This is a genomic window from Streptomyces sp. NPDC057280 (assembly GCF_042668605.1).
Lineage (GTDB): Bacteria > Actinomycetota > Actinomycetes > Streptomycetales > Streptomycetaceae > Streptomyces.
Window position 1 is genome coordinate 76,629 of the sequence record NZ_JBHUYR010000011.1, and the last position, 15,299, is coordinate 91,927.

General features: G+C 74.3%; 3 protein-coding genes. All 3 read right to left on the reverse strand.

The window, feature by feature from the left end:
• Positions 1 to 8: 8 nt before the first annotated feature.
• The 3 genes from ACFUO4_RS39130 to ACFUO4_RS39140 all read right to left on the reverse strand — a co-directional run bounded on the left by ACFUO4_RS39130 (position 9) and on the right by ACFUO4_RS39140 (position 14,987).
• A complete protein-coding gene (locus ACFUO4_RS39130; protein WP_383494187.1) occupies positions 9 to 1,238 on the reverse strand; it encodes a cytochrome P450 in 1,230 nt (409 codons plus the stop codon).
• Positions 1,235 to 8,530 (reverse strand): amino acid adenylation domain-containing protein, encoded by a 7,296-nt coding sequence (locus ACFUO4_RS39135; protein ID WP_383494190.1) that lies wholly within the window; start codon positions 8,528 to 8,530, stop codon positions 1,235 to 1,237. Before ACFUO4_RS39135 ends, ACFUO4_RS39130 begins: the two co-directional genes overlap by 4 nt.
• 163 nt (positions 8,531 to 8,693) lie before the next feature.
• Complete coding sequence (locus ACFUO4_RS39140; protein WP_383494193.1) at positions 8,694 to 14,987, reverse strand: amino acid adenylation domain-containing protein; 6,294 nt, start codon at positions 14,985 to 14,987, stop codon at positions 8,694 to 8,696.
• Between the last annotated feature and the right edge of the window lie 312 nt (positions 14,988 to 15,299).

The window sequence follows — 15,299 nt, forward strand, 5'->3', positions numbered from 1 at the left end:
CGGTCCGGTCAGTAGTGGACGGGCAGCGCGGTGAGGCTGCGGTTGAGCATGGACGGCTGCCAGGTGAGGTGTTCCGGGTCGGCCAGCGTCAGGCCGGGCCGCTCGCACACCAGCGTGCGCACCGCGCAGACCGCGACCAGGCGGGCGAGCGCGGCACCGATGCAGAAGTGGGCGCCGAAGCCGAACCCCAGATGTGTCGCCCCACTGCGGGTGACGTCGAAGCGGCCCGGGTCGGGGAAGCGGGCGGGGTCGCGGTTGGCGGCGGCGGTCACGAGGAAGATCCGGTCCCCGGCACGCACGGTCTGCCCGCCGAGTTCGAGGTCCTGGGCGGCCGCGCGGATCGACATCTTCGACGGGCCGTCCAGGCGCAGCGTCTCCTCCACCGCGCCCTGTGCCAGCTCCGGTTCGGCGCGCACCGCGGCCAGCTGGTCGGGGCGGGTGTGCAGGGCCAGGACCGTGTTGGCGATGAGGTTGCTGGTGGTCTCCCCGCCGGCGAACGCCATCTGGGTGAGCATTCCGACGAACTCCTCCTCGCTCACCGTGTCGCCCACCCGGCCCTCCGCCAGCACCTGGCTGATCAGGTCGTCGCCGGGCTCCGCGCACCGCCGGGCGACCAGGGCACCGAGGTAGTCCTCCAGGCTGACCAGGGCCTGGAGCGAGGCCCGGTACTCGCTCTCCTCCTGGGCGGTGCCGAGCACCAGGTCGGCCACGCGGGTGTTCCAGTACCAGAAGGAGGGGCCGTCGGTGGGCGGGATGCCGAGCCAGCGGGCGAAGACCAGGGCCGGCAGCGGCTTGGCGAGGTCGGCCATGAGGTCGCCGGTGCGGCCGGGGGCGGCCTTGCGGGCGAGCACGGCCCGGGTCACCTTCTCGGTGAAGGCGCTGTAGCGGGCGACGGCGCGGGCGGCGAACGCTTCCTGGAAGACCTGCCGCAGCCGCCGGTGCTGGGGCGGGTCGTTGAAGACCATCCAGCGCGACAGGATGCCGAAGGCACGCTCGGCGTCCTCACGGGCTCCCTGCGGGACGGCGTCCATCAGGGGCCGGACCCGGTCGGCGGAGACGGCCCGGTCGCGCAGGCAGCGCATGACCTCGTCGTAGCCGGTGACGAGCCAGGCGTGGTGCAGCGGGCTCCACTGCACGGGGGCGCTCTCGCGCAGCGCGTCGAGGTGTGCGTAGGGGTCGGCGACCAGGTCGGGGGCGAGCAGGTAGCGCTCGGTGGGGGCCGGGGCGTGGGTGGTCATCGGGACTGTCCCCTCTCCAGGACGGCGAGCAGGCCGGCGATGCCGGTGACCTGGGGCTCGGCCATCATCGACATGTGGTCGCCGTCGCTGATGTGCAGCGTCAGCCCGCCCTGCGCGGTCTCCCGCCAGCGCTCGACATAGGTGTCGTAGTCGACGTCGAGTCCGGGCATCGTGACGCCGCGGGGCAGGCCGGCGGCCTCGCTGCCGACCACCAGGTGGATGTGGCCGGGGTAGGGCCGTACCGCGTAACCGGCCAGCGCGGCGAGCAACGAGTGCCAGACCTCGATGGGGGCGCCCTCGACGAGGGCCGCCTCGGCGGGGCTCATGCCGGCGCCGAGGAGGGTCGCGGTGAGTTCGGCGGTGGCCTGGTCGCGCTGCGGGGAGGCGGGCAGTTCGCGCAGCCGGTCCCGCAGACGCAGGGCTTCGCGCAGGTCCCGGGTGACGCCTTCGAGGCGGGCGCGGGCGGCCGGGTTGGGCAGGTAGGGCTCGATGAGGACGAGCGGTTCGACCGGGTGGCCTGCCTGGTGCAGCTGGGTGGCCATCTCCAGGGCGATGTTGGCGCCCATCGACCAGCCGAGCAGGGCGTGCGGACCCGGGACACCGCGGTCGGTGATCTCGGCGGCGTAGTTGGCGGCGATGCCGGTCACGGTGCTGGGGTCGACGCCGCCGAGCAGGCCGCGGGCCTGGAAGGCGTGGACGGGCCGGCCGGGCGGCAGGGCGCGGGCCAGCGGCACGAACCAGGCGGCGCTGCCCCCCGTGGGGTGCACGCACCACAGAGGTTCTCCCTCGCCCTCGCGCAGCCGCACCTCGGAGGTGACGGTCTCGGGCACTCCGGCGCCGACCGCGCGGGTGGCGTGGGCGGCGAGGCGGGCGAGGGTGGGGTGTTCGATCAGGTCGCCCACCGTCACCGGCAGCCCGCGTCCGGCGGCCAGCAGCGACACCCGGACGGTGGACAGGGAGCTGCCGCCGATGCGGAAGAAGTCGTCGTGGACGCCGATGCGGGACAGGCCCAGCACCTCGCGCCAGATCTCGGCGAGGATGCGTTCGGCCGGGGTGGCGGGGGCGACGTACTCGGTGTCGTCCTGGTCGAGTTCGGCCGGCGGCAGCGGCAGCGCCCGCTTGTCGATCTTTCCGCTGCGGTTGACGGGCATGTCGTCCAGGACGACGAACCGTGAGGGCAGCATGTAGGCCGGGAGGCTGGTGCGCAGGGCGCCGCGCAGTTCCTCGGGGGTGTGCCGGCCGGTCGCGTCGGTGACGAGGTAGGCGACCAGGGCCGGTTCGCCGCCGGGCAGGTCGGTGCGGTGCAGGACGACGGCCTGGCGGATGCCCGGCAGTTGCCTCAGCGCGTGCTCGATCTCGCCGAGTTCGATACGGAAGCCGCGCAGTTTCACCTGCGCGTCCCGGCGGCCGAGCCATTCCACGCTGCCGTCGGGCCGGTAGGCGCCGATGTCACCGGTGCGGCACAGCCGTTCGCCGGGCTCTCCGTAGGGGTCGGGGATGTAGGTGGCGGCGGTCAGGGCGGGCCGGCCCAGGTAGCCGCGGCCGACGGCCTGGCCGCCGAGGTGGATCTCACCGGGTACGCCGACCGGGACGGGCTGGAGGTCGTCGTCGAGGACGTGGATGCGGGTGTTGCGGATCGGCGTGCCGACGGGCGGGCGGCCCTGGCCGGGGGCGAGGTCGGCGGCGACGGACCACACGGTGGTCTCGGTGAGGCCGTAGACGTTCTGGAAGCGGCGGCCCGGCGACCAGCGGTCGGCGAGTTCGGCGGGGCAGGCCTCGCCCGCCACCTGGAGCACGCGCAGGTCGGGGAAGGTGTCCTCGCCCAGGACGGCCAGGGCGCTGGGCGGCAGCATGCCTCCGGTGATCCTGGCCTCGCGCAGCGTGCGGGCCAGGTCGGGGCCGGGACGCAGGTCCTCCTTGGGGGCGGTGACCAGGCAGCCGCCGTTGGCGAGGGACCAGGTCAGTTCCAGGATGGAGGCGTCGAAGCCGAAGGACGCGAACTGCAGGACGCGGTCGGCAGGGTCGGGGTTCACCAGGTCGCGCTGTCCTTCGAGCATGTTGGACAGGCCGCGGTGGGCGATGGCGACCCCCTTGGGGACGCCGGTGGAGCCGGAGGTGTAGATCAGGTAGGCGAGGGTGTCGGCGTCCGGTGCGCGGCCGGGGACCGGTCCGACCGGCTCGGCGGGCACGTCCAGGTGGAGGGTGGGGCCGTCGAAGGGTACGGCGCCGTCCAGTGGCCGCTGGGTCAGCAGCACCCGCATGCCGCTGTCCTCGGCCATGAACGCAAGCCGCTCGGTGGGGTGTTGGGGGTCCAGCGGCACGAAGGCGCCGCCGGAGCGCAGCACGCCGAGGGCGGCGCGGACCCAGTCCGGGCCCCGGTCGACGCAGATGCCGACCACGCTCTCCGGGCCGACGCCGAGCAGCCGCAGCCGGCGGGCCACCTGCTCGGCCTGCTCGTGCAGTTCGGCGTAGGTCAGCGGCTGCCCGCGGTGTTCGACGGCGACCGCGTGCGGGGTGCGGGCGGCCTGCGCGGCGACGTGTTCGTGGAACAGCAGCGGCGAGGGGGGCAGGTCCGGGCCGGCGGCCCAGCCCAGGACGGTCGCGCGTCCCTCTCCGGTGGCGGCGGGCGGGCTCACCCGGCCGTGCGGGTCGGCGGTCATCGCCTCCAGCTGGGCCACGAACACGTCGGCGACCTGTTCGGCGGTGGCGGGGGCGACGTAGGCCGGGTCGGCGTCCAGGGTGAAGGCGTTGACGCTCGCGTTGACCAGCAGCGGGAACATGGTGCGGGCGATCTCCAGGGAGTCGTCCCAGGAGTCGTGTGCCAGACGATGGAAGTTGACGTAGTTGAAGACGGTGTCGGTCAGGTTCGGTTCGGTGGGGCGCAGTCGGGCGATACGGACCAGCGGCACCCGGCGGTGCGGGAGCATCTCCTGCTCGGCGCCGAACACCTCGCGCAGGTGGGCCAGCCAGTCGCCGCGCGGGCGCTTGACGCCGAACGGCACGGTGTTGAGGAACAGTCCGCGCATCCGGTCGGCGCCGGGCACCTCGGGGCGCCCGTTGGTGACCAGGCCGATGCTGTGTCCCTGCACGCTGTCGTCGCGGTCGGCGAACAGGCTCATGGTGTGGTGGAAGGCCGCGAGGAGCACGGTGCGGCGTGGCACGCCCGCCTCCTTGGCCAGGCGGCCGATGCGTTCGGCGAGGTGGGCGTAGGAGCGTCGCACCTCGTGCACCGGCGGCCCGTCCGCGGCGGCGGCCTCGGTGCGGCGGCGCAGCGTGACCGGGCGCAGTGCGGCGAGCCGGTCGGACCAGTAGGCCAGGGATTCCTCGCTGTGGAGCGCGGCCCGCTCCAGGGCGACGTACTCGGCGAAGGCCGGGACGCTCGGGGGGCGCGGTGCGGTGCGCCGGGTGACCGCCTCGCGGTGCAGCGCCAGCAGATCGGCGACGAGGGATGTCAGGCTCCAGCCGTCGAGGACGACATGGCAGTCGGTCAGGACCAGGCGCAGGTCGTGGTCGGTGATGTGGTGGAGGTGGATGCGGACGAGGGGGGCGGCGGCGAGGTCGAAGCGGCGCTCGAACTCGGCGTCCACGAAGCGGCGCAGCCGCTCCCGCTGCTCCTCGCGGGGCAGACCGCGCAGGTCGGTGTAGCCGACGGGCAGGTGGGCGGTGCGGTGGACGAGCTGGAGGGGTTCGCGGTAGGTGACGAGGTCGACGGAGGTGCGCAGGATCGGGTGCGCGGCCACGACGGCGTCGACGGCGGCCTGGAAGGCGGCGGCGTCGAAGCCCTCGGGGACGGTGATCTTCAGGTCGGTGACGTTGTGGTAGGCGCCGCGCCGGGGGTCGGCGAGCATCTCGTGCAGCATGCCGGCCTGCAGCATGGTCAGGGGGTAGGCGTCGGCGAGGCCCTCGGGCAGCCGGGCCGCGTCGGCGGCGTCGATCAGGGAGAAGGCGGCGACCGGTTCGGGGGCGTCGGTGGCGTCGGTGACCAGCGCGGCGAGGTCGGCGAGGGTGCGGGCGCGGAAGACGTCGGCGACGCTGAAGCCGAGTCCGGCGAGCCGGCCGACGCCGACCAGGCGCAGGGCGAGGATGGAGTCGCCGCCCAGGTCGAAGAAGTTGTCGTCGCGGCTGACCCGCTCGACGCTCAGGACCTGGCTGAACACCTCCGCCAGGGCGCACTCGGTCGTCCCGCGCGGGGCGGTGTAGGCGCCGGCTCCCGCCGAAGCGGGGCGCACGGCGGTCAGCGCGGCGCGGTCCACCTTGCCGTTGGCGGTCAGGGGCAGCCGCTCGTGCCGTACGAACAGGGCGGGGACCATGTACTCGGGCAGCGTCAGCCGCAGTCGTTCCCGCAGGGCGGCGGCGTCCAGGGGCCGGCCCTCGGGGGTGACGACGTGGGCGACGAGACGGGCGGCGCCGTCGTCGCGGCGGGCGACGACCGCGGTGTCGGCGACGCCGGGCAGGGCGCGCAGCGCGGTCTCGATCTCGCCGGGCTCGATGCGGTAGCCGCGGATCTTGACCTGGTGGTCGGCGCGTCCGACGTAGGCGAGCTGTCCGTCGGGCAGGACGCGCACGAGATCGCCGGTGCGGTACATGCGGGCGCCTGGCGCGGCGAAGGGGTCGTCGAGGAAGCGTTCGGCGGTCAGCTCAGGCCGGTTGCGGTAGCCGCGGGCCACTCCCCCACCCGACACGTACAGTTCGCCGACGGTGCCGTGCGGGACGAGGCGTCCCCAGGCGTCCAGGACGTAGCCGTGGGCCCCGGTGAGGGGGCGCCCGACGGGTGAGCGGACGGAGCCGTGGACGTCGTCCTCGGTGATGGTGCGGATCGTGACGTGGACGGTGGTCTCGGTGATCCCGTACATGTTCACCAGCGCCGGACGCGGCCCGGGAGCGGAGAACCAGTCGCGGTAGTCGCGCACGTCGAAGGCGTCACCGCCGAAGACGACGGTGCGCAGGGCCAGGGAGGAGAAGTCGGCCCCGGCCTCCCGGAGGTGGGCGCGCAGGCCCTTGAAGGCGGCCGGGGTCTGGTTGAGGACGGTGACGCGCTCCTCACGCAGGACACGGTGCACGGCGGCCGGGTCGCGCACCTCGTCGGCGGTGAGGACCGTGACCCGCCCTCCGGTGGCCAGCGGTGCCCACAGTTCCCAGACGGAGAAGTCGAAGGCGGGCGAGTGCATCAAGGTCCACACGTCGCCGGGGCCGAAGTCGAAGTGGCGGTCGGCGGCGCCGAGCAGCCAGGCCAGGTTGCCGTGGGTGATCTCGACACCCTTGGGGCGGCCGGTGGAGCCCGAGGTGTAGATGACGTAGGCGAGGTCCTCGTGGGCGGGGACGCGGTCCGGTGTGTGCGCGGTGTCCTGCTCCGGGACGGCGTACCCGGCGGGCGCGTCCAGTTCCAGGAGCCGGGCCGGCAGGCCCGCGACGGTGTCGCGGGTGGCGGAGTCCGTGACGATCAGTTCGATGCCGGAGTCGGTGACGGTGAACTCACGGCGTGCCTTGGGGTGGGTGGGGTCCAGGGGAAGGTAGGCGGCTCCGGCCCGCCAGACGGCGAGGAGGGCGACCGCCAGATCCGGGGTGCGGTCGAGGCAGACGCCGACGAGGGAGCCTTCGGCGACGCCCGCGGCGCGCAGGCGGCGCGCCAACGCGGTTGCTGCCGAGTCGAGTTGCGCGTAGGTCAGGCCGCGTCCCGAGCCGGTGACGGCGAGTGCCTGCGGGTCCCGGGCGATGTGGTCGCGGATCCGGTCGGCGGCGGTGCGCGGCGCGGAGGCGGGCGCCGCGGTGGTGCGGGCGGGGCCGTCCGGGCCGAGCAGGTGGGCGCGGTCGGCGCCGCTGAGCGGGTCGACGGTGCTCAGCGGGGCGTCGGGGCTGGTGCGGAAGGCCTCCAGGAAGGCCACGGTGTGCCGGGCGAGCGCGGCGACGGACTCCTCGGCGAAGAGGTCGGGCCGGTAGACGAAGGCGAGTTCGGTGCGGTCGCCGCCGTCGCGCAGGTCGAGCGTGAGGTCGAACTTGGCGGTGGTGAGCCCGATCCGGTAGGGCGTGCCGTCGGCCGCGCCGAGGGTGAGGGCGCCCGTGCCGGTCTCGGTGTGCGTGTACAGCACCTGCACCAGTGGGTTGCGGGCCAGGTCGCGCTCGGGGCTGAGGGCTTCGACGACTTTCTCGAAGGGCAGCGACTGGTGCGAGAACGCCTCCAGGACGCGGTCCCGGGTGCGGTGCAGCAGCGCGACCGGTGTCGGGTCGTCGGAGAGGTCGCCGCGCAGCACCAGGGTGTTGACGAAGAACCCGACGAGTTGTTCGGTCTCGGCCCGCTCGCGGTTGGCGACGACGGTACCGACGGCGATGTCCTGCTGCCCGCTGTGGAAGGCGAGCGCCGCCTGGAAGGCGGCGAGCACGGTCATGTACGGCGTCGTCCCGGCCTTGCGGCCCAGGGCGGCGAGGGCGTCGGTGAGGGCGGGCGGGAGGGTGACGGCATGGACGGCGCCCTGGCTGGAGGGGGTCTCGGGACGGGGGTGGCCGGTGGGCAGGTCCAGCGGGGCGAGGCCGGCGAGCCGGTCGGTCCAGTAGGCGAGGGCGGGGCTGTCGTCGGCGGCGCGCTGCCAGATCGCGTAGTCGGCGTATTCCAGGGGCAGTTCGGGCAGGTCGGCACGGCACCCCAGGCACCTGGCCCGGTACAGCTCGACCAGGTCGCGCACGAGGACGTCCAGGGACCAGCCGTCGGAGACGATGTGGTGCATGGCCAGGACCAGGACATGGTCGTCATCGGATGCACGCACCAGAGTCGCCCGGAAGGCGGGTTCGCGGGCGAGGTCGAAGGGGCGCAGGGCCGCGGCGTGGACAGCGGCGTCCAGGCGGGCGGGGGCGTCGATCTCGTCGGCGGTGTCCGGGCGGCGGATGCCGTCCTCGCCCGTCGGGGCGGCCTCGACGACGTCGAGCACGGCGTCACCGGCCGACAGGACCCGCTGGTAGGGGACGCCCTCGTGCTCGGGGAAGACGACGCGCAGCTGTTCGTGGCGTGCGACGAGGTCGGCGACGGCGGCGTGCAGGGCCGGCACGTTCACGGGGCCGCTGAGCCGCCAGGCGGCGGGCAGCAGATAGGTCACAGCTCCGGGGTCGAGGCGGTCCAGGAAGTACAGCCGCTGCTGGGCTGCCGACAGGGGTGTCCGTTCGGGGCGGGGCCGGACGCGGACGGGGCCGTCGTCGCGGGCGGCCGACCGGCCGCGCAGCCGCTGTTCCAGCAGTCGCCGGGCGGCCGGGGAGAGGCCGCCGGTCGCGGGCAGGGCGCCGGGGCGCACGTCGGACGTCGTCATGAGGCACTCCGAATCTCAAGGTCTGTGGCGGGGCGGGCGGCAAGCCGCCGGGAAGGGTCCGTGAGGGGGCACTGCCAAGGGACGGAGAGCGGCCGACGACGTTCGCCGGGTGCCGACCCGGCGCTCGGTCAGCGCCCGGCGGCCGGCCGCAGGTCCGCGTCGGTCAGAGGTCCACGGTCAGGGACAGGTCGATCTCGTCGTCACTCATCTGGGAGATCAGCTCCAGCAGCCGGCGTTCCACTTCCGCGGCGAGCCGCTCGACTGTGGGGTGTTCGAACAGGTCCCGGACCTGGAAGGGGCAGTCGAAGGCGATCCGGAGCCGGGAGGCCACCGACACGGCGCGCAGGGAGTGGCCGCCCAGCGCGAAGAAGTCGTCGTGGACGCCGACCCGGGGCAGGTCGAGGACCTCGCACCAGATCTGGGCGACGACCGTCTCGGCCGGGGTGCGCGGCGGCACCAGGGTGTGGGCCTCCCGGACCTCGGGTTCGGGCAGCGCCGCGGTGTCCAGCTTGCCCTGGACGGTCAGGGGCAGGGCGGCGAGCAGGACGAACGCCGACGGGACCAGGTAGTGGGGCAGTTGGGCCCGGCAGTGGGTGGCCAGCGACTCCTCGGACAGACCGTCGCCCGCGACATAGCCGACCAGCGCGGGATCGCCGTGCAGCGTGCGGACGAGGACGGCCGCGCCGCGCACCCCCGGGTGAGCGCGCAGGACCGCTTCGGCCTCACCGGGTTCGACGCGGAAGCCGCGGATCTTGACCTGGTCGTCATTGCGCCCGAGGAACTCCAGTTCCCCGGAGGGCAGTCGGCGTACGACGTCCCCGGTGCGGTACAGGCGGGCGCCGGGTGCGCCGTACGGGTCGGGCACGAACCGCTCGGCCGTCAGGGCCGGCCGGCGGAGATAGCCCCGTGCCAACTCGGGTCCTCCGAGGAGGAGCTCGCCTGGGACGCCGTGCGGGGCCAGTTCACCGCGGGGGTCGACGACGTAGGTGCGGCGGCTGCCCAGCGCCCGACCGATGGGCACCCTGCCCTCCGGCCGGCCCCGCAGGGTGTGTGCGGTGGCGGAGACGACCGCCTCGGTGGGCCCGTAGGTGTTGACGACCGCGACGTCCGGCAGGTGAGCGAACCAGTGCTCCAGCGGGTCGGCGGGCAGCGCCTCTCCCCCGGTCACCAGCAGCCGCAGGCTGCCCAACCGAGGGGCCAGCGCGTCCAGCCGGGCCACGAACTCCGCCCAGTAGGACGGGGTCAGTTCCATCACGGTGATCCCGGCCGCGGCGACGTGGTCGGCCAGTTCCTCCGGCGCCCAGATCTCGTCGGGCCGCACGTGGACGCTCGCTCCGACGCTGAGCGCGGGCAGGATCTGTTCCAGGGAGGCGTCGAAGGAGGTGGAGGCGAAGGTGAGCACCCGGTCCCGGCCGGTCAGCTCGAACAGCTCGCGGGCGGCGGCCACATGGGCGTCCAGGGCGTGGTGTTCGACGCCGACGGCCTTGGGCCGGCCGGTGGAGCCCGAGGTGAAGATGACATAGGCCAGGTCGTCGGGCCGGGGCGTGTGGCGCGGGCCGTCGGCCCGCGGGGGCGCGGCGTCGGCGCGGACGGACGGCACGCCGAGGGCGTCGACGGTGTCCTGGGTGGACGCGTCGCACACCACGTGTCCTACGCCCGCCTCCTGGAGCATGTGCCGCAGGCGCTGGGACGGCAGGTGCGGGTCGAGCGGGACGTAGACGCCGCCCGCCCGCCAGACGGCGAGCATGGCCGCGACCGCTGCGACGCCCCGGCTCACGCACACCCCGACCGCGTCGGAGGGGGCCGTTCCCGCGTCGGTGAGGGCGGCCGCGATGCCCGCGCTGCGGGCGTCGAGTTCGGCGTAGGTGAGGGCGGTGTCCTCGCAGACGACGGCGGTCGCCTCCGGCCGCCCGGCCGGCGTGAACGCCGGTGCCGGCGGGGCGCTGTCGCCCGCGGCGGCCAGCAGCTCGCGGCGGTCGTGCGGCGAGAGCAGGGGAGCTTCGTCGACGCGGACGTCCGGGGTGTCGAGCAGGGTGTGCAGGAGGCGGCCGACGTGCTCGGCGAAGCGGGTGGCGGTGGCCGGGTCGAAGAGGTCGGCCGCGTACTCGACGTTGAGGGCGAATCCGGTGTCCCTGATCACGAAGGTCGCGGTCAGGTCGAACTTGGCCGAACTCCACGGCAGGGCCAGGTCGGTGGCGTCCAGGCCGGGCAGTGCGCCGTGGCCCGCCGAGGCGTCCTGGACGTCGACCATGACCTGGAAGAGCGGATTGCGGGACAGGTCGCGCTCGGGGCGCAGCCGTTCCACGACCTTCTCGAAGGGGACTTCCTGGTGGTCGAAGGCGCCCAGGACCACGTCGCGGACCCGGTCGACGAGCTCGGCGAGCGTCGGCCGCCCGGACAGGTCCGTGCGCAGCACGACCGTGTTGACGAAGAAGCCGACCAGCGGCTCCAGTTCGAGCCGGTCGCGACCGGCGACGGGCGTGCCGACCGAGATGTCGCTCTGTCCGGTCCAGCGGGCCAGTACCGCCTGTGCGGCGGCCAGCAGCACCATGAAGCGGCTGGCCCCGTGCTCCCGGGCCAGGGCGTCGACGCCGTCGACCAGTTCGCGGGGCAGTTCGACCTCGACGGCGCCGCCCCGGCCGGTGAACGCGGCCGGGCGGGGCCGGTCGGTGGGCAGGTCCAGGACCGGTGCACCGTCGAGAACGTCCTCCCAGTAGACCAGTTGGGGTTCCATGGCGCCGCTGTCGGCCCGGTCGCGCTGCCACACGGCGAAGTCGCCGTACTGCACGGGCAGGGGCGGCAACGCCGCGGGCCGGCCCCGCAGCCGGGCGTGGTAGTGCTGGGCGAGTTCGTCCAGCAGGACGCCCTTGGACCAGCCGTCGGTCACCGCGTGGTGCAGGCTGATCAGGACGACGTGGTCGTCGTCGGCCAGTTCCCACACCCCCGAGCGCAGCAGGGGCGGCCGGGCGAGGTCGAAACGGCGGGTGGCGAAGGCCGCTGCGCGCGGGCGCAGCCGGGTCACGCGGTCCGGTCCGTCGACGGCCGCGGGCACCCGCTCCCAGTGCAGTGGCACCCCGACCGGAGCACACACCTCCTGCACCGGCCGTCCCTCGTGCTCCACCAGTGCGGTGCGCAGGACCTCGTGGCGGGCGACCAGGTCGTCCAGGGCCTGCTGCCAGGCGGTGCGGTCCAGGCCGCCTCGGATGCGCCAGCAGTACCAGAGCAGGTAGGACTCGCCCGTGTCGGAGGTGCGGTCCAGGAACCACAGCCGCTCCTGGGCGAAAGACAGCGGCAGAGGGCGGTCTCGGTCGACGGGCACCACCTCGGTGGCGCCCGAGACGCGGGCGTCGGCCACCGCGGGGGCGAAGCCGCGGACGGTGGGATGCTCGAAGACGGTGCGCAGCTCGACCTCGCGCCCCAGGCGCTGGGCGATCCGGGAGACGGCCATGGTGGCGAGCAGGGAGTGACCGCCCAGGTCGAAGAAGCTGTCGTCCAGCCCGACCCGTTCCAGGCCCAGGACATCGGCCCACACCTCGGCGACGACCCGCTCCGTCTCGTCACGGGGCGCGGCGTAGACGGGACCGGCCGCACCGCGGGTGTGGGCGGCCTCCGGCAGGGCGGACCGGTCGAGCTTGCCGGAGACACCGACCGGCAGGGCGTCCAGGACGACGAAGTCCGACGGTACGGCGTGCTGCGGCAGGTGACGCGCACACCAGGCGCGCAGCTCGGCCCGGTCGGGAACGGCGCCGGCGTCCGCGACGGGCACCACGTAGCCGATGAGACTGCGGCCGGTGGCGCGGTCGGGATGTGCGGCGGCCTGCGCGACCAGCGGGCAGGCCCGCAGCACCGTCTCCACTTCACCGAGTTCGATGCGGAAGCCCCTGATCTTGACCTGGTCGTCGCGGCGGCCGAGGAACTCCAGCTCCCCGCCGGGTGTCCAGCGCACGATGTCACCGGTGCGGTAGAGGCGTCCGCCGGGCGGTCCGAACGGATCGGGCACGAAGCGGTCGGCGGTCAGCGCGGGCTGTCCGAGGTAGCCGCGCGCCACCTCCGTCCCGCCGATGAGGAGTTCACCTCCGACGCCGACCGGAACGGGCTCGCCGTCCGCGTCGACGACGTACACACGGCGCTCCCCCAGCGGGCGGCCGATGGGCACGGTATGGGCGGGCGGGTCGTCGGCGTCGTACGTGGTGGCGGTGACCGTCGTCTCGGTGGGGCCGTAGGCGTTGCAGACGCGGACGTGGGGGACGGCGGCACGCCACGCGGCGAGCGTGTCGGGCGGGACGGCCTCGCCGCCCAGGACCAGCAGCCGCAGGCTGCCCAGGGCGGCGGCAAGCCGACGGTCGAGGGAGAGGGTCAGTTCGGCCCAGTAGGTGGGCGGCACGTTGACCACGGTCAAGGCGTGCCGCCGGACGATCTCGGGGACCTGGGTCGGCAGCCACGGCTCGTCGGGCCGCATGACGACGCCGGCGCCCGCCGTGAGGGCCGGCAGGACCTGGTCGAGGGAGGCGTCGAAGGAGAACGAGGCGAAGGCCAGGACGCGGTCGGCGGCGTTGATGCCGAACCGTGCCCGGGCGGCGGCCACGTGGGAGGCCAGGGCGGCGTGTTCGACACCGACGGCCTTGGGCCGTCCGGTCGATCCGGAGGTGAAGATGACATGGGCCAGCTCCCGCGGGTGCGGGCGGTGGCGGGGCCCGTCCGCGCACGCGGCTACGGTGCTGGTGTCGACGCGGACCGGCGCGAGCGCGGCGGCTTCGGGCGCGGTGACCGGGTCGGTCACGACACACGCCAGGTGTGCCGCCTCGGCCATGTACCGCAGACGCTCGGCGGGAAGCTCGGGGTCGAGGGGCACATAGGCGCCGCCCGCCCGCCAGATGCCCTCGATGGCCGCGACCGACCACAGGCCCCGGCGCAGCAGGACGCCCACCGCGTCACCGGGCTTCACACCCGCGCCACGCAGCGCCGCCGCCAGACCGCCGGTCATCTCCTCCAGTCCGGCATACGTGACACTCTCGTCACCGCACCGCAGCGCGACAGCCGAGGGATCGCCGGAGAACGCCAGGGCGGGCGCCGGACCGGTGGCACGGTCGGGGGCGGCATGCCATGCGGGACGGGGCCGGGCGAGCGCGCCCGGACGCGCGGGAAGGGACCGGACCAGCTCCCGCACCGGCGTGTCGGGAGCGGCGAGCACAGCCCGGACCAGAGCGACGTACGCCTGGGCGAAGACGCGCATGGTGGCGGCGTCGAAGAGGGCGGTGGCGTACTGGAGCAGCGCGGCGATGCTGCCGTCCGCGCGCAGGGTGAGGTCGAGGAAGACGTCCAACGGGGTGTGGAGCAGCGGCGGTTCGACCAGCCTGACCTCCAGCCCCGGCATCTCCACCGCCTGGACGGGCGCGTTGAGGAGGGTGAAGGACGCCTGCGCGAGCGGGTGCCGGGACAGGTCGCGGGAGCCGCCTAGGGCGCCGACGACGAGGTCGAACGGTGCCTCGGCGTGTGCGAGATCGACCGGGACGCGACTGCGCACCCGCTCCAGCAGGCCGGCGAAGCCCGCCGCGCCCCCGAGGTCGGTGCGCAGCACGACCGTGTTGACCAGCGGGCCGATGAGTCCGGCGGCGCCGGGCCGGGACCGCTCGGCCAGGGTGCTGCACACGGCGACGTCGTCGCGGCCCGCCCAGTGCCCGAGCAGTACCTGGTAGGCAATCAGCAGGACCATGTACCGGGTGGCGCGCCGGGAGCGGGCGAAGGAGTCCACGGCGGCGACCAGGTCGGCGGGCAGATCGAAGCGGACGACGTCACCCGCGCCGTCCCAAGTCCGGGGCCGCGGCCGGTCCGTCGGCAGCTCCAGCGGGGTCAGTCCGGAAAGGCGATCGCGCCAGTGGGCCAGCATGCGCTCCAGCCGCGGGCCCCGCAGCCGTTCCCGCTGGGCTCGGGCCAGGTCGCTGTAGGAGATGGCGGGGGCGGCGACAATCTCCCCGCGATAGCCGGCGGCGAGTTCTTCCAGCAGGATGCCCCAGGACCAGCCGTCCACGGCGATGTGGTGCACCTCGACCAGCAGCAGGTGCTCGTCGGCCGCGACGCGCGCGAGAACGGCACGGACCGGGTGCTGGGCGGCCAGGTCGAGGGGCCGCCCGAGGCAGCTGCGGTACAGCTCGTCGGGGCCACTGGCTTCGGTGTGTTCCAGGACGACACCGGCCGGGGCGTCCACCACCTGAACCGGTTCACCGTCGACGGCGGTGAACCTCGAGCGCAGCACCTCGTGCCGGTCGACGATCGCGGACAGCGACCGGTGCAGCCGGCTCACGTCCAGGGGACCGCGCAGCCTCAGGACCAGCGGGAGCATCGACCCGCTGGAGGAGCCGGCGAGCTGGTCCATGAACCACAGCCGACGCTGGGCCAGGGATGGGGTGCGGGTGTCGACGCCGTCCAGAGCCCTCTCGGGGGCCGGTCCTGCTGTCACTGTGAGCCTCCAAGCCGTGTTTTGCAGCAGACTGCCGTCCACGGCCGGGGGCCCATAGGGAAGAAGACGCAGCACCACACGCAGAGCGCGCTGCCGAACCGGCGGCCGTGCCGCCTGCGGACTGCGTCCGAAGCACGGTCAGGCTGCCAGGACTGACCTGGGACGCGACGAACGACCGGGCGAAGGCCGTCGCCCTGCGCCGCCGCGGGGCAGACCGGCGGGACCGGAGCGCCGATGCCGCTCGCCCGCCGGAGAACCGGCTGCCCCGACTGTCATGCCCGTTTCCCGCACCGTGGCCAGTCCATCCAGCCC